The organism is Peribacillus sp. NPDC097895 (assembly GCF_050277555.1).
Lineage (GTDB): Bacteria > Bacillota > Bacilli > Bacillales > DSM-1321 > Peribacillus.
In genome coordinates this window covers 1,047,181-1,067,512 of the sequence record NZ_JBNNSH010000001.1, presented here as the reverse complement: position 1 = coordinate 1,067,512, position 20,332 = coordinate 1,047,181, and the positions used below count along the sequence as shown (strand labels likewise).

The following is a 20,332-nucleotide window of genomic DNA, read 5'->3' as shown; positions in this document are numbered from 1 at the left end:
CGTTACTCTTCAATAAAATGAAATCACGAAAACGTCAGAAGTCTGACCTCTCTACATTGTAAACGATTACTATGTTGGAAACAAATAATATATTTCAGAAAAAAAAAGTCTAATACATGTATGACCAAGAATCATTTGCTGCTTTTAGGTCCAGTCCACATTATAAAAAGGCTGGTCCTTTAACTGCCTTTCAGTTAAATTCACAGCCTCCCTATCATTCTGCTATTCTTCTAAGCTCGCGGATGGAATTTTGAATATACATCCTTGATCCGGACGTTCGTAATATGTGTATAAATCTGTGTTGTTGAAATATCCGCATGACCCAGCATTTCTTGGACTGCACGTAAATCAGCCCCATTCATCAATAGATGTGTCGCGAAAGAATGTCTTAGTGTATGCGGTGTGATTTCTTTTTCTATTTGTGCCGATTTTACAAGTTTTTTTAGAATCTTCCAAAATCCCTGTCTTGTCAGCCTGTTACCATGATGATTCAAAAAAAGTGAATCTGTCCTGTGCTTGTGACTGGCTAATTTCCCTCGGGAACTCTCCAAATAATGTTCAATCGCACCCAATGCCGTTTGTCCAATCGGAATGATCCTCTCCTTATTTCCTTTCCCGACACAACGGACAAACCCCATTGATGCATGTACATCACTTACATCCATGGATATCAACTCACTAACGCGCATCCCTGTCGCATACATCAATTCAAGCATCGCCTTATCACGCAGGCCGAATTCGTCCATGAACTTCGGGGCTTCCAATAACGCTTCAACCTCTTCCATACTTAATACTTTCGGGAGGGTTCGTTCCGGTTTCGGCGTTTCTATATGTATGGACGGATCCTGATCGGTTACTTTTTCCCTTAGAAGAAATTGATGAAAGGACCGGATCGAGGCAATATGACGTGCTACCGTCTTCGATGATTTTCCTTGATCCTTCAATTGAACGAGAAAATGCAAGATGTTCACACGCCGTGAATCATTCCATTCGATAATGGATTCAACATCTTTCAGATAGCTCCAATATGACCTTAAGTCACGCTCATAGGAAACGAGCGTATTCTTGGCAAGTCCTTTTTCAATGGTTAAAAAATGAATAAAATCCCTGATTTGATTCTCCATATTCATTACTCCCCGTTTAAATAAAACAACATTAAGCGTTCCAGCCATGCATCCTCACCCGTATCAACAGCCTTCGATACTTTCACAGCCATTCCTTTGGGTTCATCATAACGATGATAATTTTGATATTCCTGATTTAACCATACCATTCCTATATAAAAAAGAACAGTGAAGCCAACAAAGAGAACCATCACTTTAGCCGTATGCAAAACAAGCGATAATGTCGTTTTCATCTTCTTTCCCCTCCCAATCAATCCTTTGTATCAATCTATGCCCAACAGGACAAGTTTTATACGCGTTTCGGTAAGGGGAAAGGAAAAACTGCCTTTACGTGAGAAAATTCATTCCTTAAAACTGTTTTCTTGATGCCTTTGCAAAAGATTCTAAAAAAACGCAGAAAACCTTCTCCATTAAATGGAAAAGGTCATACTTCATTCACCTTTATTTTCTTCTTTGTCATGACATCGATGACAAATGCCATGAAAGGTTAATCTATGGTCTTTTATCTTGAATTTCCATTCGCGTTCCACAATGGCTTCCACGTCTTCAAGTAAGTCTTCCTGGATCTCATCTACCGCACCACATTCCACACAAACAAGATGATGATGGAAATGCGCAGCTCCTTCTTGTCTTAAATCATAACGGGAAACCCCGTCTCCAAAGTTAATTTTATCTACTATCTTCAATTCAGTCAGCAACTCTAGCGTACGGTATACTGTTGCCAATCCAATTTCCGGCGACTTTTCTTTGACAAGGAGGTAAACGTCTTCTGCGCTTAAATGATCCTCTTCGTGCTCAAGTAAAACGCGGACGGTCGCTTCTCGCTGAGGCGTTAATTTGTAGCTGGACGAGTGCAACTGCTTTTTTATCCTATCAATTCTGTTTTCTATTTCCATACCTAATATTCCCTCCCGCGCCGCTATCTTATCCATTATATCAAAAGAGGGAAAACTGTCAAAATAGATTTCTTGTTAATGATAAAAAAATTTGCGATAAAAGCAAATCTCCGTCAATGACCCAATAAACTTACGACGTTTTTCATTAAAGAAGGTGATAAATACGCTTCAAATGCTGCAGCTGTAATCAAAAACAATCCTGACATAATCAATGAAAAAATATACCGTGAAATTATTGGCTTCAGCGGCTCACGGATCTGCTTAAGGAAAATCCTGCTGATCATTTTCATTGATAGTGAAACAGCAAGGACGGTTATCACGATGAATATCGGCACGATGAATATATTTTGGGGCAGAATGGAGACAAATGATAATAAGAACCCGCTCCATCCCATTTGATTGACTAAAAATCCGACTGTAAATCCAACAACCATTCCTTTTATAAATAACAAAACCAAAATGACCGGCAAACCGATGACCGAAATTCCCAGAATCCAGATGAGGCCTATATATTTTATATTATGCATAATACTTTGGCTGAACATATCATGCGAAGAGGCAAATTCACCTTTGGATACTTGTCCGAAAAATTGAGATAAATAATAGAACAAGTCCTCCTTTTGGGTAAAGCTCAAACTATTCACAAGTACTGCTCCAAAAATGACACCCATCAAAAAAAGCACAGTGATAAAGACATATAATGAGGAATGTTCGTTAATATGTTTCATTACGGCATTTTGTACGACAGATTTTTTTTTCATCTTTCATCCTCCCAACTCCGCTTACTAGAATCTATGTTTTCACTCTCTCATTTATGCTAAGAAAACTTTCTCCGTCCGGTAGAACACCTCCAACTTAATCCATGTTATAATTTCCCATACCCATTGCAAGGAGGTAGGAGATGAAAGCTATATTTATGGATTTCCCAGAAAAAATTGAAACCCAACGATTATATCTTAGGCCTTGTTTGCCTGGTGATGGCCATGATGTTTACGAAGCCCTCGTCCATTCTAAACCCGAATTAAAACAATGGCTGCCATTTGCGCATCAGGATGCGTCCTTGGAAACGTCAGAACAGAACGTTCTAAAATCATATGCGGACTTTATTTTAAAAGAGGATATCAGACTTCATATTTATAGGAAGGAAGACGATCAATTCGTCGGCTCCACTGGTCTGCACCGAATTAACTGGGATATCCCAAAATTTGAAATTGGTTATTGGATTGATTCGAGGTTCAGTAAAAAAGGGTACATAACGGAAGCGATAGAAAAGTTAACCAAATTCGCTTTTTATCATTATGGCGCAAAGCGGGTCGAAATCCGTTGTGACCCCAATAATATTGCCAGCAAACGGATACCCGAGAAACTAGGGTATACCCTTGAAGGAACTTTGCATAATGACTGCCTAAGTGCAAACGGCAAGGAATTGCGGAATACCTCCATTTATGCAAAGACAACAAACTAAAAAGTCCTGACAGATGACAAGCTCATCTACAGGACTTTTTTTGTTCGACTATATTCAACTTTCCCTTTTGACCTTTCCGTATCTGCCTCCGCCCCCCACTTCAAAAGAAAGGGTCCCTTTTCTTGCAGAATCGATATAAGAAGCCAATTTTTCAGGAACGATTTCCTTGAGCTGTTCAAGCGTAACTTCATGAAGGATATTCATCTCGGTTCCAAATGCCTCCAGTAGTTTTTCCATGGATTTAGGTCCCAATCCAGGGATGAAATCGAGTGGTACTTGATGGATATAAGGCGGTCTTTCTCTTCGATGGCTTCCATTCATATTGGAAAGTTCTTCAATCCGTAACGATACCCCTTTTATTATGGATTTATTCCCACATTCAGAACATGATTCACTATCCCTCAATACCTGGTGTAAACAAGCTGAACATACGGTTTGATGATATTTTCCCAATAATGGGTTCAATCCATAATTGGCGGTCACCTTACGATTTTCTTTTTCTCTAAGGGCCTTTTCCAGTTCATTGAAGCTTGGTTCTTCAAGTCGGATTTTTTGATATTCACGAGCGATCTTCCCAAGCGAATGCGCATCGGAATTTGTCACGAATACATAGGATTCCAACTCTTCGATATCCTTGACCATCTCTGTATCTGAACTTAAACCAAGCTCGATCGCATCAATCAGTTGCGGATCGAATACTTCGGTCAGACTGGATCGCACCCCTTTTCCATATAAGCTTTTAAATGGTGTGAAAACATGGGCCGGGATAAACAGTCCTCCCAGAGACTTGACGATTTTTTGTAACGTTCTCCCATCACAATAAATCCTTTGGGAGCTTAAGGTGATATTTTTAACATGGCCGCCCATCCATGTAGAGAATTCCTTCATTGCTTTTAAAGTTGGAAAATAGGCGAGGACATGGATTGGTCCATTACAATTCTGATCATAAATCTCAATCTCCGAGCCTGGGATGATTGTTGTATTCCTGTACAGAAGGCCGCCTTCAATCTTTTCCGTAATTTCCCCATCCACAATCCCCTGTTCGATTTCTTCGATGACTTCAGGAGAATGGCAATCGATGATCCCGATTAAATCAAGACCCTTCCGTTCACTTGCAACTTGCAGCACTTTACTGAAGGTTAATGTTTTAGCACCGGTTATTTTTACAGCCCTTCCGCTTCTCGTTCTGCCTATATGGATATGAAGGTCTGCGTAAAACTCTTTCATTTATGAAGTCATCGCCTCTTTCAAAAGCAGATACTGAACAGCATATGCCGTTTTGGCATCCTGGATTTTCCCTTCAGCCATATAACTCCGAGCTTCCTCCAGCGTAAGTTCCATCATCTCGACAAATTCATCTTCATCAAGTGGTGCCGCATTTTCTTTCTTTTTCAAATTGTGGGCCACATAGAGATGGACCAATTCATCGGCAAACCCCGGGGATGTATAAAAGGATATGATGTGCTCCATTTTTTCACATTCATAACCTGTCTCTTCTTCCAGTTCCCTTTTAGCCGACAGAACTGGTTCTTCGCCTTTTTCCAGCTTTCCTGCTGGGATTTCCACCAAGCTTCTCTCCAGCGCTTTTCGGTACTGTTCAACCATGATGATTTTATTTTCTGCCGTAAGCGCTATGATGGCAACCGCCCCCGGATGTTTGACTATTTCACGTTTTCCCGTTTTTCCATCAGGAAGCTCTACATCATCCACTTGCAGGCTGATTACCTTTCCTGTAAAGATTTTTTCCGAAGATAGCGTTTTCTCTTCAAATTTTTTCATCTTGACCACTCCTCTGTTCTAATTGCCGCATGATTCCTCATACATTTTACCATAATAGAGATGGAGGGCGATTTAATGAAAGTTTACGTATTAGAAAAAAGCGTTACTTTATCCGGAAAAAGTTGGGAAATCATTCAAAAACTAAAACAATTGCAAAATCAATATGTCTATATCAATGATTGGATTGCCGACATACACCCACAGGCACCACCCGCTCCTTTAAAACGGATAAAGTGAATTCTTTGAGTGAATTGGTTTTCTCCTTTACAATGAATGTTAAAGGAGTGGATAACATGAAAAAACGCAGACTAGGCAGTTCCGAATTGCTAGTTTCTGAAATCGGGCTCGGATGCATGTCCTTGGGAACTGTTGAAAATCAGGCATCTGAAATCATACAGGCCGCTTTAGATGAAGGAATCAATTATTTTGATACTGCTGACTTATATGATTTCGGGGTGAATGAAGAAATCGTCGGAAAGAATTTAAAATCTGTCCGCGATAAGGTATACATAGCCACCAAGGTTGGAAACCGTTGGAACGACAATAAGGATGCCTGGAGCTGGGATCCTTCTGGTGCTTACATTAAAACGGCAGTAAAGGATAGCTTAAAACGACTGGGGACTGATTATATTGATCTTTATCAGTTACATGGCGGCACCATTTCAGACAATATCGGAGAAACGGTAGAAGCATTTGAAGAACTTAAAAGAGAAGGCTATATTCGATATTATGGAATTTCCTCGATTCGTCCGAATGTGATCAAGGAATTCACTGAAAAGTCTGAGCTTGATTCCGTTATGATGCAATATAACTTACTAGACCGCCGCCCGGAAGAGTGGATGTCCCTTTTGGCCAACAAACAGATCAGCATCATCGCCCGCGGTCCCCTTGCTAAAGGGCTGCTTAGTGAGAGAATGCTTGAAAAGGCAAATGCCGATGGGTACCTTGACTATAGCTATCACGAACTTAAAGATTTGCTTCCGCAATTAAAGGACAAACTTTCTGATAGGAAGTTGAATGAAACGGCGCTTCAATATGTATTGTCACATCAAAGCGTCGCTACCGTTGTACCCGGTGCAAGCTCAGTGCAGCAGCTGCGTGAAAACTGCAAGGCCGCAAACAGCTCTTCACTGTCTAAATCGGAACTTGCTATCTTGGAGCAGTTGACCAAAGCGAACAAATATGAAAGTCATCGGAATTAAAATGATTCAATCAAACTAACTATCTGGACATCGGTAGGCTGCCTTATCTCCGTTTAATCGGCGGGATAGGCAGCCTATTTCCGTTTCCCTCGCTTTTTCTTCGCCATACCGCACTTCTTTACCGTCTTGCTGTTTTCTATCACTAATCGCTTTGCTTTCCCCAACAGTTTTACCTCCTTTTTCTAAAATATTCGCAAACCAGCAGAGATGGAATTAGTGCCGGAGATCTTAGCCTCCATGTTACCGAGAGTATGCATTTCTATTGTTTTTCAACTATTCTTTTTTATTGCTATTCTAAAAACGATGTTGTACAATTCAGTTGTGCACAATTAAAATATAAAGACAAGGGAGAAATAATGATGACAAAAACTTTATTTACAACGTCTGTAACGGTTGATGGCGGAAGAGAAGGAACAGCAATTTCTGCTGATGGTAACTTTACGGTTGATATAGCGATGCCTGGAACACCAAGGGCCAAACAGATGCCTGAAGCATCCAACCCGGAACAGCTTTTCGCTGCTGGATATGCTGCATGTTTTGATAGTGCTTTGCAATCAGTCGGTAAAATTGAACGCATTTCATTTGATTCCAAAGTCACCGCCAGCGTCAGTTTATTGATGGGGGAAATGCACCAATACAGCTTAGCTGTCACTTTAGCTGTGAAGGGATCTGGAATCGATAAAGAGACATTTGAAACTCTTGTTCATAAAGCGCATCAAATGTGCCCTTATTCAAAAGCTATCAACGGCAATGTGGACGTCACTATTGAAATCGATGTAGATTAATAATATAAAAAAACGCTTGGGCTATCCCAAGCGTTTCAGACTGTGGACAAACTCAATAATAATGGAGTTTGTCCACAGTTTTTTTAGTTTTTTGAAATTTGACCGTTCATTTCCACTCCAGGCACTCGCTTTCCGCGGGCGGTCCGCCCTTTGCGCCTGCGGACGCGTATTCCCGCAGGAGTCTCGCACACCCGCTCTAATCAACTTTGTTTTAACTTTTATATAGAACACCTTTTGCCTACAGTCTTTTTTAAAAAATGAAAGCTTCCGAAAGAAAATCGTTTGTAAGGAAACACGTGCCTATCAAGGACTTCTTCAAAGAAGAAATTAAATCAAACCAACTTTACCATATACACGTCCTCGAACAGACTACTTTAAGGGGAATTAAAAAATTGTCGATGCAGGCGATGCTTACTTTCGCTGCCATGAATGTAGAAGATAGCCAACTGGACTTGGCAAGGGCCAAAAATCGCCTAAATAATGACCTTGGTGAGGTAGCTATTCTCTATAACTGCTTCAAACCAATAAAAAATCAAAAAGGTTTCGGAATGAGACCAATCCGAAACCTTTTTGTCTACAAACTGAACACTTGTGCTCCCCAAGCGTTTTTTCTTTTCGCTAAAACTTCTGTAATGTTTTCAATAGTTGGAGCAGTGAGGCTTTCAAATCCTCGACCACCTTCTTATCCTCACCCGACATAGCTGAAATGCGATCGGGAATGAAACAAGCCTCTTCCTGTAAACCCATTCCTTTTTCCGTCAGCTGAATCATGACGGACCGTTCATCTTGAGTGGAACGTTCACGAACAATCAGACCATTCTGTTCCATTCGTTTTAACATGGGGGTAAGCGTTCCTGAGTCCAGGGCAAGTAATTCCCCTATTTTTTTGACTGTAAGTGTATCCTGCTCCCATAGTAGAAGGAGAACGAGGTACTGTGGATATGTCACTTCGAGTTTATCAAGCAGCGGTTTATATTTTTTCGTCATTTCCCTTGAACTTGCATAAAGCAGGAAACATAATTGGTCTTCCAGTACATTTTCTATTTTACTTTGCATCAAATCACCAGCTAGTAGTAGTCCATCCGATATGAATGCATATCGAACTTACCTCTAATATAATCGTTATCATTTATAAAATAAAGGAATAGTCTGCTTTTCTAAAGAATGGTTCTTCTTATCGATGAAACAAGTCCAAAAAGGGAGACAGCCCTCTTTCTTAGACCGCTCCTTTTTTTCTTTATTTTATTTATAGTTCTTCCAGTTCAGATTGCTTTCACCCAATAGCTCTTCGAATGATTTGTTTTTCTCACGCTGTTTTCTTTCTGCACGTTTTTTTTCTTCTTCCGCTGCCTTCTTCTCCACTTCAGCCTCATTCAATTCTTTTTGTTTTTGACGAAGCTGGGACATGATATCTTGATTGAGCATATCACCAAGTTTCAATGATGATGAATCTTTATCTTGGTTTTTACTTTGATTTTGATTGCGCGGCTGTTTCTTTTTCATCCTTAAAACCTCCTAGCCAGTATAATGAAATCATTATATCACGATTGCCGTTTTTCTCGTTAGGTTTTCAAAACAGTGTTTTCCCATTTCCCTCATGGTAAAATAAAGAAAATCAACCAAGGAGGAGCATTCATGAAAAAATGGTGGCTTGCAATAGCTGGAATTCTAACCTATATCATCGGCGTCGGCATTTATTTTTCCAATCGGATCATGTACATGAAAAAGAAGGAAGATGATTTTATCCAAAATCGTGAAATCCTGGCTAAACGCCTGATTAGGGAGGATTTCGATAATCTGCCTAAAACGGAAATCTGGATACCTTCACCCTCCGGATATTCTTTGAAATGTTTATTTATCGAACCGTATGAAACCAATAAGTGGGTGGTCATTTCTCATGGTGTGACGGAGAACAAAGTCAATTCGATTAAGTACATGAATATTTTTCTTAAGCGGGGCTTCAATGCCATCATTTATGACCACCGCCGTCATGGGGATTCTGGTGGCAAGACGAGCAGTTATGGACATTATGAAAAATTCGACCTAAAGGCCGTTATCGATGAATTGAAAAGACGTAAAGGTTCCGATCTTCACATTGGCATTCATGGGGAATCCATGGGGGCCGTAACCCTTCTTTTATATGCCGGAATGCTTGAAGATGGCGCTGATTTTTACATTGCCGACTGTCCATTTTCAAATTTCGAGGATCAGATCAAACACCAGCTCAAGCTTGAAATCCCCATTCCCACTTGGACCGTTTTGCCGCTTGGGCGTACGTTCATCAAATTCCGTGACGGATATTGGACAAATGAAGTGTCCCCGATCAATTATATGAAAAACATCCGAAACCCCGTGCTTTTCATCCATAGTGAAAATGACAGCTTCATCCCCGCTTCCATGACGATGGAATTATATGCAGCAAAAGAGGGCCCAAAGCAGCTGTATATTGCTAAACAAGGGGCCCACGCTCAATCCTATAATGAAAATCCACAAGAATATGAAAATCAAATCGATCAGTTTCTCAAACTTGTCTGAGAAGGAAAAGAGAGGGTATCCAAGATTCCCTCTTTGTTGTGTTAGATTTTATTAAAATAGCTCATCCTCGGATTTAAGATTTGATTCGGGCTTTTTAACTGAAAGCTGTTCGCTTCCGGCACAAAGTCTATTTTCATGACTTCATCCAGAAAAATCATTTTTGATGTTTCTACGTATAGAGGGAGTCCGTTCGTTTCCGCTTTTTCGGTACCTTCTTCAAGTTCGTTGACCAGCCATAGCGCCGTCACGCCACTTACAACGCAGCCACAGCCATCCGTATCATATTTCAACTGTAAATATCCTTTTTGCCCCTGTATCTTACTGGCTATTTTCTCTGCCGCTCTTTCCGTCCATTCAATATACATGATTACATGCCTCCCGAAGTCTTTGCATTTCCTCATTATAAACGATAAAAACGTTTCTGTTAACGAAACTGCCTGCTTCCTTTTCCTTCGCTAACTGTGCTAACAAGTGCGGATTCTCTATGCCCCGATGATTTCCTTTCATTATGAAAGAGGACGGAAATTGTTTCGAAAATGAAAGGGCGGCTCTCGGGAACCCTTCGCTCCATTATTCCATTATCCTTACATCCGCTATATCAGAAAGCCTGATATAATGAGCCTGCTGAAAACGATCGATGACATGAAGCTTTTGGGTGAGCTCATTATAATAATGAATCCTGCCAATTAACAGCTGATACCGGTTTCCTTCATAATGAGCAATCGTGACATCCTTTCTTTCCTCCATCGCTTCCCCCATCACCACATTCATTTCTTCCAATTGCTGCTCATCCACGATGCGCTTCGCTTCATGGCCATCCTCCACCACCCAATCCCGCAGCATTTTCACATGCTCCGGCAACATCATCGATGTCCATTTGATACGGCCGCGATCACGAATCATTCTTTTCCCTCCCTTCAAATTCAGCCTTACGCCTTATGCCCGCCAAGCAGCCTGCTTCGGTAAACAGCTGTGCCTGCTTCGGTATACGAAACTGCACGCAATAACGATTTGGATCCATATTTATGGCGAATTCGATCAACCGTGTAACTCAACTCCCGCTTCTTCCAGCGCGAAGCATCAAATAAAGTCAGCTGCATCTCGTTATCATCCACAATATTCGAGAGCCTGACCTCTATGCTCCGAACCGTTTTTTGCTTATAGTTCTCATGAAAAAGCTCCAGGCAAACTTTATATAACTCCATCGTAATGTTGGTCGGTTCGCTAATCGAACGCGAACGATGGAAACCTCCGCCAAACTCATCCTTGCTGTAACCAATACTTAAACTGACCGTCCTTCCTGCCTTGCGGTGGGTGCGTGCCCTTCTTCCAACTTCCTCGCAAATTTCCAGCATGACCTGCTTTACCTCATGCTCCTCCTTATAATCCCGCAGCAGAATCTGACTTTTGCCAAAGCTGACCTGTCCTTCGATGATCACTGCCCCCATGTCCGATAAATCTATTCCCCACGCATGATGGTAAAGCTGATTGCCCATAATTCCAAACTTCGCTTCAAGTAATTCAAGATCATAATTGGCAAGCTGCCCAACCGTAAATATTCCCATTCCATGAAGGGTTTTTTCTACGCGCCTGCCGATTCCCCACATTTCACGAAGTGGGGAAATCGGCCATAATTTGCTTGGCACATCCTCATACTTCCATTCGGCAATCCCTACATGTTTGGCTTCCAAATCAAGACAAAGTTTTGCCATAAGCATGTTCGGACCAATTCCAATGGCACAGGGAAGCTGTAATTCCCGTTCGATTTCATCTTTTATCTTTTCAGCTATCATCCGGGCATCTCCCCATAAAGAAGCGGCACCATCGACTTTCACAAAACTTTCGTCCACACTGTATACGTGAATCGCTTCTTTAGGCACATAACGGTTAAACAAACGGGTGATTTCCGTCGCGACCCTTAAATAGGTCGCCATTTTGGGTTCAACGACGACAATTCTTGGATCATTCGGAATCTCGAACATCCGCGAACCTGTCTTGATGCCAAACTCCTTCTTCATCTTTGGAGAAGCCGCAAGCACAATGCTCCCTGTCCTCTTCAAATCACCAACCACCGCCAAATAACAATCAAGTGGGTTCAAACCAAGCATGACCGCTGAACAGCTTGCATAAAAACTTTTCATATCGATACACATAATTGATTGTTTCGGCATCGTCCCATAATCCATCATTTTTTCACCCTAACAAGAATATATGTTCGCTTTTATTATATTCATAACTTTAACCGAATATACGTTCTTATTCAATGGAAGTTTTCATACAAATTTCTACTTTTTAATGGAATTTCCTCGAAAAATATAATGCAGCCTAATAATAGATAAAATACCAAAATTACCCTCAATATCCATATAGTTTTTTTGAAATAGATAAATTCGTAACTTGAATAATTTTAATCATGCCCAAATACTTAGTTTTATTAAATTTTTTTATCCATTTCAACAGACTTTCGTCTATATTATCTTAAGTCTTACTACTCATTTTTTGTAATGAAATTGTAATCAAAATTATGTCTAATTGTCATAATGGTATTGTAGGATAATATTGTTAAGAATAATAGAGAGATAGATAGAGAGGAAATGAAAATTATGAAGAAATGGATCGCTTCAGCTGCTGTTGCATCTGCCATGATGCTAACCCCCCTGCAAGCCTTTGCAAATATCGGAGATCAAACCCTCAAACCCGGAATGACACATAGCGATGTCAAACAACTACAACAACTTTTAAAAACCAAAGGTTATTTCACATATTCAGGTTCACTGACTACATATTACGGCACTTATTCTGTATCCGCAGTAAAAAAATTCCAGAAAGCTAAAGGATTAACCGCCGACGGAATTGCCGGCCGAGGCACATTTAATGCGCTTGGTGTTTATAAGGTCAATAATACCAGCTTGATCAGTTATGCAAAAACCTTAATCGGCAAACCCTACAAATGGGGCGGGACAACACCAGCTGGATTTGACTGTTCAGGCTTCATTTATTATGTATTCCAGAAATCACAAGGAATTACCTTACCGCGTACAGCATCATTGCTCTATTCCAATACTGGTTTAAAAGTATCTTCACCATCTAAGGGGGATCTTGTATTCTTTGATACTTCTTCCGGAAGAACAGGCGTATCACATGTTGGGATCTATATCGGAAATGGTCAATTCATTAGTTCTACGTCTTCAAAAGGAATAACCATCACTAATATGGATAACTCTTATTGGAAACCGAAATACCTAGGTGCGAAAACTTTATAACATCCAGGACATTCGCTCATTCTTGTAAGCGAATCCCCATAAAATAACCGGACAGAATTCATAAATGATTCAGTCCGGTTTTATTGATTTATTTTATATATAATATTTCATCCGTTAAATCTTCTACAGTCACCATGAAAGATGAATCCAAGTTGGAGCGATTCATCATTTCGATATTATACACATGCTCCGAGGGTAAATGGACGACTTCGAGGACCATGAATCGCTGACTTTCCGCTTTGCTGACATGCTCGATGGCAGCCGTGACCGCCCTTTGTTCAGCTAAGCTCTTTTCGTCCGTCAAAACAAGAATCAACACCGCTTCCGCTTTCCCAGGAAATGATTCCATGACCTCGCCATGGTGCCATGGTTTCACTTTCATCCCGATCTCCAAGTCAGAATAATCGAGGTCCTTCCCATGTTGATCTTGAATATATGTATGGTTGGTCACCTTATAGTACGTCCCTTTAATCAAAATCTTTTTATCGTCAAGATCGGTAATGAAACCATCTTCCCCTTTATCAACGGCCTCATGCATGTTCCAATCAGAGGATTGACAGCCCCCCAAAATAAAGGAAACTAGTATATATATAAAAAGGTTTATTACCATCTTCATGAAAATCCCTCCTAAGAAATAGACGGATTTCCCGATGAAATGGTTACCAATTTATTCAAAGAAGTTCCTTTTTATTTTCACACAAAAGGGGAATGTCATTAGACACTCCCCCTTTTTGACTAGACCATCTTTCGTATTGTTGTGGTATCGAAAGTCTAGCCTATTTTTTAAAAAATGCTTTTTTTCCTAAAGTTTCGGTGATCTTTGGAAACATGTTATACCATTTCCCAGCTAAATCCATCCAGCCAGGGAGATTGATTTCCCTCTTATTGGTCAGCATCGCCGCTACGATTTTAGATGCGACATCCTCAGGCTTAAGCATGAATTTTTCAACATTCTTTAAATATGTTCCTGATTCATCCGCAATGTTAAAGAAATTCGTTTCTATAGGCCCTGGATTGACTGTGGTCACAAAAACATGATCTTCCATCAACTCAAGCCGAAGTGCGTTTGAATAGCCAAGAACTGCAAACTTGGTCGACGAATACAAAGTGGATTTAGGCGTGGCAATTTTACCGGCCTGTGAAGCGATATTGATGATATGACCTGATTTTCTCTGCTTCATATACGGAAGCACTAATTTTGTACAGGCCATCAATCCAATCACGTTGACAGCAAACATTGCCTTTGTTTCGTCCAATTCCGTATCCTGGGCTTCTTTAAACGTGCCGAAACCAGCATTGTTGACCAATACATCCACTTCACCTATTTGGGCATGGATGTCATTAAATACCCTATTCACCTGATCGGTGTCTGCAACATCAAGCTTATATGCATATGCATCAACACCAAATTGGTTGATTAGCTCATTCTTTAGCTGTTGTAATTTATCCAGGCTTCTAGCCAAAAGAACGAGACGGCCTCCCTGCTTTGCCGCTTTGATTGCAACTTCCTTGCCAATTCCTCCGGAAGCTCCGGTAATAACAATTACTTTTCCTTGCAACTTATTCAAAAAAATGAGCCTCCTTGAAAACATTAAGCGATTGAATATAGAATGACTCCAGATTGGATTTCTGTTTCGACTTCACCCAAATCTTCTAAATAGTCCAGTTGACCGACTGTTTCCGAAAGTGTAAGACCGACTTCCTGTAGATATACTTTCGGAAACAGTTGCTGACACACTTCAAAGGCGGATAAAGGCTTATCTTGAAGCATGCTTTTCACCTGCATGGCCCGATTATGCTGCCGTTCGAATCTATATTGAATCAAGTCGGCAACCGCATCTCCTGCAACTTCGGATCCATGTCCGGAGTACACGGTGGATATGGAGAATTCCAATAATTTCTGAAGTGATGCGTTATATTGCAGTAACGGACGAGGCCTTAAGCCGCCTGGAAGGAGCGGAGGTTCCATTAATGGGTTAGGTGAAATCTTAGCTAGTAAATGATCACCGGCAATCATGACACCGTCACTTTCCCGGTAGAAGGATAAATGGCTTTGTGCATGCCCTGGAGTCTCGATCGTTTTCCAGCCCGGAAGACCAGGAAGCTCATCCCCCTCAGCCAAATATCCCTGCAACTTCCGTTCACTAAGGAACCTGATTTCATCGCGGTTATGTATCAGTTTACTTTTCAGCTCTTCTGCCACTCCAAACTTCGTGGCATAATCAAGGAAAAAACGATTATGGATTTCAAGGAATTCATCACTGATAGTCAGCCAGCGCTGATTATTTTTATGTCCATAAACCGGAATTTCCTTATCAAAGAAATCAAGAGCACCAGCATGATCAGGATGATGATGGGTCAAGATGATTTGTTCGATATCAGACAGTTTTAGACCCAAATCGCCAAGCCCCTGAATCAAGGCTTCCTTTGATCGTTTCGTTTTGACTCCAGTGTCAATTAACGTTAAAGCATCCCCTTTAACTACGTAAACATTTACATCACCCACTGCAAACGGCGTGGGCAAAGCTATTTTTGCAATATCTCCATTCCAATTCGCCATAATCATTTCCACCTTAGAAGTTATATTTATATAAATCTTTTTATACGCAAGACCGGATTCTTGGTGCACTTATCAAGAAAATGAGTGTATAATTACCATTTTACATGTATTTTTAATTACTGTCATTATTTTCACATAATTCATGTCTATTTTTTGACGTCCATGCATATATTATCATTGACAGAGTACTGATCTATCCTTCATAATCACAAGTAATTAAAGACGGCATGGCTTTGATTAAGGCCAAGTAAATTTATTGATGGCGTAAAGAGAGTGAAGCTCGGAATGTGCTGAAAGGCTTCACCGCCCCCTCATTATTGAACCTACCTTATGAGCCTTCAGGAAAACCTGACGTAATTCCCGCGTTAGAGGATTCAAGTGCAGCTTTTCTGTTTATTTGTTATGGAAAAGTTGAACAAAGGTGGTACCACGGAAGCTAGACCTTTCGTCCTTTATTGGATGAGGGGTCTTTTTATTTTTCAAAAAAGACCGTAAACAAAAGAAAAGGGAGCGAGAACTATGAAAAAAATCGCATTTATCGGAGCTGGATCGATGGCAGAAGCAATCATTTCGGGGCTGGTGACTCAACAGGTAATTGACCCAGCAAATATTTTTGTAACAAATAAATCAAATGATGACCGGTTTGATTATTTAAAGAAACAATACGGTGTAACCACAACAAGATCGCTTCAACGATTATTAGAGGATGCAAACCTTGTCGTACTGGCTGTGAAGCCGAAAGATATTTTAGAAACGATGCAATCAATAAAAGAATACATTCGCGAAGAAATGCTGTTCATATCTGTTGTGGCCGGTGTCCATACATCAAGCCTTGAAGGGATCGCCAACAAGGAGTTCTCCATCGTCCGTGCCATGCCTAATACATCAGCAGCCGTAGGAAAATCAGCAACCGCCATTGCCGCTAATGGTCATACGAAAGAATCGCAATTACAAACGGCAATTACCCTTTTTGAAACGGTTGGGACGGTGGCAATCGTAGAAGAAACTCAGCTCGATGCGGTAACGGGCTTATCAGGAAGCGGACCGGCTTATATTTATTACTTGGTGGAAGCATTGGAACAATCAGCTGAAACAATAGGCCTCGATTCCGAAACCGCGAAGCAATTAATTCTCCAGACACTGTTGGGTGCAGCCGATATGTTACAGAAATCACCTAAAACACCTGCCGTGCTTAGGAAGGAAGTAACTTCACCAGGCGGAACGACGGAAGCCGGATTGAAGGCACTACAAGCACATCAAGTGCAGGAAGCGTTCATTGCCTGTGTACAAGAAGCGACCGAACAATCGAAGCGAATGGGCAATCAAATAAGTAAAGAGCTTGCCAAGTATGTAGTTTCGCAGTAAATGAACATGATGACCTGGCTGTTGACTAACACTCCGTATAGGCAGTGGCAGGGCAACAGCCCATTATGATTCGAACGGCTTATATAGGAATACAGGAGGCCTAATTTCTTCCGAAGTGAACGTTCACTTTATAATCAGCATATCATTTTCATCAAAACTCCAATCCTTCGAATACGCAACCTCCCAATAGTAACCATCGGGGTCTGAAAAATATCCGCTGTATCCTCCCCAAAAAACATCCTGAGGAAATTTCTCGATTGTTCCTCCGGCCTTTTCCGCCTTGTTGATCACATCATCCACTTCACCAATTGATTTAGCGTTATACGCAAGGGTAATGCCCGAGAATCCACTTTGCTTAGGCGGTTCTTTCTCATTGATGTCTTTAGCCAATTCCTCCAAAGGATATAAAGCAAGTTTCGTCCCCGTATTATTAAAAAAAACAATGGAGGGCTGGTCCTCTTTAATCGATGTATGAAATCCCAATCCATCCCGATAAAACCTTAAGGATTTATTCATATCCTTAACACCTAAAGTTACAATGTTAATCCTGTTCATACTAGTCCTCCTTTTTTCGTTGCTCAAATGGTAATTCGACATCTAGTTCAAATTTCCTTTTCGCCTTAAATGACCATAAGACATACGCCTCCCAACTATTGAACTAAAACAAGGAACGTCAAATGCCTCCAAGAAATTTCTTCATTGACCGTTTACATGCAAATTACGTAGGAAATCCACTTTCTTTGCCGAATGAATACATGTTTTGTCATCTGTAAAGGAATTCCCTCTTCCTTATCGAATTCAACAACCAAAAGGGGGAATCTCGATGAATACAAGTGCAGTTGCCCGGTTACTGAATGTATCCCATAGTACGATTCAACGCTGGGTTACCCAATTGAACATGGAAGTAGAACGGAATCAACTTGGGCACTACCAATTTTCAGATGATGACATTGCCTTATTGAGAAAAATCCAAGATCAACTGAACGAGGGTATCATTCTCCAAAAGGTCAGTATATCAGAGAAAAAGATCAGGAAAGCCTCCGTCCCGAAACACTCCGAAATGAATAAAGATCATGACCAACTGATAGAACGGGTCGTCAGGCTTGAAAATGGACTGAAAACAAAAGCGGATGATGTTGTATCCTATCAACTTTTACAGCACAGAAGTGAAATGGAAGAAATGCATAAACTCGTGAAAAAGCTTGAAGCTCGTATTGAAGCGTTAGAAACACCAACAGCCCAGCCATTCGATTATTTCCTCGCAGCTGAAGAAACTGCCGCCACTAAAAAAACGAAGAAAATACCATTCATAAAAATGATTTTTGGAAATAACAGAAAGAACGATACTTCTTCATGGAACACAGCCGACAGCGATTAATTCCATTCAAGGATGTTAATGGGGCCAAATCAGAGCCATCTTTCCTATGCCAGGTTCTTCATGGATATACATTCGATTCAAGAACCCAACGGATTAATTGCCCCCAAAATAAAAAGGCCCTGGTCCAAGGTTAATCTTTCACTTGGGTCGGGCCTTTTCATCATTTAAATCAACACTGCACGGTCATTGAGCATTTTTTCACCTTTGATGCGCTGGAATTCGTTAAGCAGTTTTTCAACGGTAAGCTTCTGCTTTTCAGCACCTCTTGCTTCAAAAATGATTTGTCCTTTATCCATCATGATCAAGGAATTTCCGAGATCGATTGCCTGCTGCATATTGTGAGTCACCATCAACGTCGTTAACTTGTTCTTTTCGACGATTTCCTTCGTCAGATTTGTAACAAGCTCTGCCCTGGAAGGATCGAGAGCGGCTGTATGTTCATCAAGAAGCAGGATTTTAGGATCGGTGAAGGTCGCCATCAACAATGATAATGCCTGGCGCTCCCCTCCTGATAATAATCCGACTTTTGCCGTCATGCGGTTTTCCAATCCTAAATGCAAGGTACCCAAACTTTCTTTAAAAAGCTCTTTCCGTTTTTTTGTCACCCCGAAGCCTAAACCTCTTCTATTGGTCCTGCCATAGGCGATCGCCATATTTTCTTCAATTGTCATATGTGGTGCCGTACCAAGCATGGGATCCTGAAAAACGCGGCCAATCATTTTAGCACGAGCATGTTCCTCAATGGCTGACACGTTTTCCCCATCAATGATGACTTCACCGGCATCAGGGAGAATTTTGCCGGATATCATGTTCATCAGCGTCGATTTACCTGCCCCATTACTCCCGATGACTGTTACAAATTCGCCTTTTGTCATATGCAGTTCCAGATTCCCAAGGGCAAGCTTTTCATCTGGTGTCCCTTCATTGAAGACCTTATAAATCTGATTTAACTGAAGCATATCCTTCTCCCCCTTTCGATAAAGTCCCACCATGGCGCATCTGTATTTCTTTGAGACGCCTTTTCTTACGGCTTTTTTCCTTTTGTTTATCGGTAATTTTCGGAATGACTAGTGCCCCGACCACAATAAGTGCCGTAATTAATTTAACATCACCCGTATCAAGGAATTCCACGCGTAGTGCCAATGTTACGACAATTCGGTAAATGATCGCTCCCCCAATGACCGCAAGTGTCGCACGTGCAATCGTTTTTGAGCCAAATAATGCTTCGCCAATTATGACGGATGCCAATCCGATGACGATGATTCCAATCCCCATGCCAATATCGCTAAATCCGTTATATTGGGCAACCAAGGATCCCGAGAAAGCCACAAGTGCATTTCCAATCGCAAGTCCCAGAATCTTCATATTGCCTGTATGGGCGGAAAAACTCTTGACCATTGCTTCATTATCACCCGTCGCACGTAAAGCAAGACCGATTTCCGTTTTTAAAAAAGCTGACATTCCAGCTTGAATGATTAAAGCCACAATCAACATAATAATTAGTATGGCCCACGTTTTTGGCAAGCTATCACCTAGGCCCACGATTGATAAAAGACCATTCAACATATTGTCCAGTCCAGTGCCAGCCCAGGCATCCTGGATATTCGTGATAATGGTCGTTTGAGAAAGCAATGGAATGTTAGATGCACCCATGATCCTTAAATTGATGGAATAGAGGGCGATCATCATTAATATACCTGCCAGGAGTGGATTGATTTTTCCTTTCGTATGCAGGAATCCCGTTATTGTCCCAGCGATGAAACCTGCCACCATGGCACAAAACGTGGCCATGACTGGCGAGAAACCGTTAACGATCATAATGGCGGCCACAGAGGCCCCTGTCACAAAGCTACCTTCCACTGTCATATCCGGGAAGTCGAGAATCCTGAATGTTAAATAGACACCTAGTGCCATGATCGCATAAATCATTCCCGACTCAAAAGAGTTGAATAAAGCTGAGAACATTTTTTTTCTTCCTTC

25 protein-coding genes are annotated in these 20,332 nt (G+C 41.1%); 8 read left to right on the top strand and 17 right to left on the bottom strand.

What is annotated here, in order from left to right:
- Nucleotides 1-230 precede the first annotated feature (230 nt).
- From xerD to spoIIM, 4 genes are all read right to left on the bottom strand, one after another.
- Nucleotides 231-1,124 (bottom strand): site-specific tyrosine recombinase XerD, encoded by an 894-nt coding sequence (gene xerD / locus ACQKMH_RS05105; protein ID WP_427586360.1) that lies wholly within the window; start codon nt 1,122-1,124, stop codon nt 231-233.
- 5 nt (nt 1,125-1,129) lie between these two features.
- Complete coding sequence (locus ACQKMH_RS05100; protein WP_230156881.1) at nt 1,130-1,357, bottom strand: YqzK family protein; 228 nt, start codon at nt 1,355-1,357, stop codon at nt 1,130-1,132.
- A gap of 198 nt (nt 1,358-1,555) precedes the next feature.
- Nucleotides 1,556-2,014, bottom strand: a complete 459-nt coding sequence (locus ACQKMH_RS05095) for a Fur family transcriptional regulator (protein ID WP_427587513.1) — start codon at nt 2,012-2,014, stop codon at nt 1,556-1,558.
- A 119-nt stretch (nt 2,015-2,133) separates the two neighbouring features.
- Nucleotides 2,134-2,781 carry a stage II sporulation protein M gene (gene spoIIM / locus ACQKMH_RS05090; protein WP_427586359.1) on the bottom strand — a complete coding sequence of 216 codons (648 nt, stop codon included), beginning with the start codon at nt 2,779-2,781 and terminating at the stop codon, nt 2,134-2,136.
- 140 nt (nt 2,782-2,921) lie between these two features.
- On the opposite strand from spoIIM, the gene ACQKMH_RS05085 reads away from it, so the two are divergent.
- Nucleotides 2,922-3,485, top strand: a complete 564-nt coding sequence (locus ACQKMH_RS05085; protein WP_427586358.1) for a GNAT family N-acetyltransferase — start codon at nt 2,922-2,924, stop codon at nt 3,483-3,485.
- A 54-nt stretch (nt 3,486-3,539) separates the two neighbouring features.
- Here ACQKMH_RS05085 and ACQKMH_RS05080 read toward each other — a convergent pair whose 3' ends face one another.
- Nucleotides 3,540-4,712 (bottom strand): endonuclease Q family protein, encoded by a 1,173-nt coding sequence (locus tag ACQKMH_RS05080; protein ID WP_427586357.1) that lies wholly within the window; start codon nt 4,710-4,712, stop codon nt 3,540-3,542.
- Nucleotides 4,713-5,264, bottom strand: coding sequence for an NUDIX hydrolase (locus ACQKMH_RS05075; RefSeq protein ID WP_427586356.1), 552 nt, complete (start codon nt 5,262-5,264; stop codon nt 4,713-4,715). It lies immediately after the preceding gene.
- Between the two features lie 75 nt (nt 5,265-5,339).
- On the opposite strand from ACQKMH_RS05075, the gene mciZ reads away from it, so the two are divergent.
- The 3 genes from mciZ (at nt 5,340) to ACQKMH_RS05060 (ending at nt 7,251) form a co-directional block, all read left to right on the top strand.
- Nucleotides 5,340-5,501: a Z-ring formation inhibitor MciZ gene (mciZ, locus tag ACQKMH_RS05070; RefSeq protein WP_230156873.1), complete on the top strand. Its 162-nt coding sequence runs from the start codon at nt 5,340-5,342 to the stop codon at nt 5,499-5,501.
- A 56-nt stretch (nt 5,502-5,557) separates the two neighbouring features.
- Nucleotides 5,558-6,466: an aldo/keto reductase gene (locus ACQKMH_RS05065; protein ID WP_427586355.1), complete on the top strand. Its 909-nt coding sequence runs from the start codon at nt 5,558-5,560 to the stop codon at nt 6,464-6,466.
- 359 nt (nt 6,467-6,825) lie between these two features.
- Nucleotides 6,826-7,251: an organic hydroperoxide resistance protein gene (locus ACQKMH_RS05060; RefSeq protein WP_427587512.1), complete on the top strand. Its 426-nt coding sequence runs from the start codon at nt 6,826-6,828 to the stop codon at nt 7,249-7,251.
- 618 nt (nt 7,252-7,869) lie between these two features.
- Here ACQKMH_RS05060 and ACQKMH_RS05055 read toward each other — a convergent pair.
- Entirely contained in the window at nt 7,870-8,307 is a 438-nt protein-coding gene (locus ACQKMH_RS05055; RefSeq protein ID WP_427586354.1) for a MarR family winged helix-turn-helix transcriptional regulator, read from the bottom strand.
- Nucleotides 8,308-8,493: 186 nt separating this feature from the next.
- A complete protein-coding gene (locus tag ACQKMH_RS05050; RefSeq protein WP_230156865.1) occupies nt 8,494-8,754 on the bottom strand; it encodes a YqkE family protein in 261 nt (86 codons plus the stop codon).
- A gap of 132 nt (nt 8,755-8,886) precedes the next feature.
- Between ACQKMH_RS05050 and ACQKMH_RS05045 the strand changes: the two genes are divergently transcribed.
- The gene (locus ACQKMH_RS05045; RefSeq protein ID WP_427586353.1) at nt 8,887-9,786 is read left to right on the top strand and encodes an alpha/beta hydrolase; all 900 of its coding nucleotides are present in this window, start codon (nt 8,887-8,889) and stop codon (nt 9,784-9,786) included.
- A 41-nt stretch (nt 9,787-9,827) separates the two neighbouring features.
- On the opposite strand, the gene ACQKMH_RS05040 is transcribed toward ACQKMH_RS05045, so the two are convergent.
- The 3 genes from ACQKMH_RS05040 to ACQKMH_RS05030 all read right to left on the bottom strand — a co-directional run bounded on the left by ACQKMH_RS05040 (nt 9,828) and on the right by ACQKMH_RS05030 (nt 11,975).
- Nucleotides 9,828-10,151, bottom strand: a complete 324-nt coding sequence (locus tag ACQKMH_RS05040) for an iron-sulfur cluster biosynthesis family protein (protein ID WP_427586352.1) — start codon at nt 10,149-10,151, stop codon at nt 9,828-9,830.
- A 205-nt stretch (nt 10,152-10,356) separates the two neighbouring features.
- A complete protein-coding gene (locus ACQKMH_RS05035) occupies nt 10,357-10,689 on the bottom strand; it encodes a YolD-like family protein (protein WP_427586351.1) in 333 nt (110 codons plus the stop codon).
- Nucleotides 10,690-10,715: 26 nt separating this feature from the next.
- Nucleotides 10,716-11,975, bottom strand: a complete 1,260-nt coding sequence (locus ACQKMH_RS05030) for a DNA polymerase thumb domain-containing protein (RefSeq protein WP_427586350.1) — start codon at nt 11,973-11,975, stop codon at nt 10,716-10,718.
- Nucleotides 11,976-12,389: 414 nt separating this feature from the next.
- Here ACQKMH_RS05030 and ACQKMH_RS05025 point away from each other — a divergent pair, with 414 nt between their 5' ends.
- Nucleotides 12,390-13,049: a C40 family peptidase gene (locus tag ACQKMH_RS05025; RefSeq protein WP_427586349.1), complete on the top strand. Its 660-nt coding sequence runs from the start codon at nt 12,390-12,392 to the stop codon at nt 13,047-13,049.
- A gap of 88 nt (nt 13,050-13,137) precedes the next feature.
- Here the strand turns inward: ACQKMH_RS05025 and ACQKMH_RS05020 are convergent, their stop codons facing one another.
- From ACQKMH_RS05020 to ACQKMH_RS05010, 3 genes are all read right to left on the bottom strand, one after another.
- Entirely contained in the window at nt 13,138-13,665 is a 528-nt protein-coding gene (locus ACQKMH_RS05020) for a hypothetical protein (RefSeq protein WP_427586348.1), read from the bottom strand.
- Between the two features lie 160 nt (nt 13,666-13,825).
- On the bottom strand, nt 13,826-14,617 hold the full coding sequence (locus tag ACQKMH_RS05015; protein ID WP_427586347.1) for an SDR family NAD(P)-dependent oxidoreductase: 792 nt from the start codon (nt 14,615-14,617) through the stop codon (nt 13,826-13,828).
- Between the two features lie 23 nt (nt 14,618-14,640).
- A complete protein-coding gene (locus ACQKMH_RS05010) occupies nt 14,641-15,609 on the bottom strand; it encodes an MBL fold metallo-hydrolase (RefSeq protein WP_427586346.1) in 969 nt (322 codons plus the stop codon).
- Between the two features lie 519 nt (nt 15,610-16,128).
- Here ACQKMH_RS05010 and proC point away from each other — a divergent pair.
- The gene (gene proC / locus ACQKMH_RS05005; RefSeq protein ID WP_427586345.1) at nt 16,129-16,974 is read left to right on the top strand and encodes a pyrroline-5-carboxylate reductase; all 846 of its coding nucleotides are present in this window, start codon (nt 16,129-16,131) and stop codon (nt 16,972-16,974) included.
- A 123-nt stretch (nt 16,975-17,097) separates the two neighbouring features.
- Here the strand turns inward: proC and ACQKMH_RS05000 are convergent, their stop codons facing one another.
- Complete coding sequence (locus ACQKMH_RS05000; RefSeq protein ID WP_427586344.1) at nt 17,098-17,529, bottom strand: VOC family protein; 432 nt, start codon at nt 17,527-17,529, stop codon at nt 17,098-17,100.
- A 268-nt stretch (nt 17,530-17,797) separates the two neighbouring features.
- Between ACQKMH_RS05000 and ACQKMH_RS04995 the strand changes: the two genes are divergently transcribed.
- The gene (locus ACQKMH_RS04995; protein WP_427586343.1) at nt 17,798-18,352 is read left to right on the top strand and encodes a MerR family transcriptional regulator; all 555 of its coding nucleotides are present in this window, start codon (nt 17,798-17,800) and stop codon (nt 18,350-18,352) included.
- Nucleotides 18,353-18,516: 164 nt separating this feature from the next.
- Here ACQKMH_RS04995 and ACQKMH_RS04990 read toward each other — a convergent pair whose 3' ends face one another.
- Nucleotides 18,517-19,311 carry an ABC transporter ATP-binding protein gene (locus tag ACQKMH_RS04990; protein ID WP_427586342.1) on the bottom strand — a complete coding sequence of 265 codons (795 nt, stop codon included), beginning with the start codon at nt 19,309-19,311 and terminating at the stop codon, nt 18,517-18,519.
- Nucleotides 19,286-20,317: an ABC transporter permease gene (locus tag ACQKMH_RS04985; protein WP_427586341.1), complete on the bottom strand. Its 1,032-nt coding sequence runs from the start codon at nt 20,315-20,317 to the stop codon at nt 19,286-19,288. The genes ACQKMH_RS04990 and ACQKMH_RS04985 overlap by 26 nt, the downstream gene beginning before the upstream one ends.
- Between the last annotated feature and the right edge of the window lie 15 nt (nt 20,318-20,332).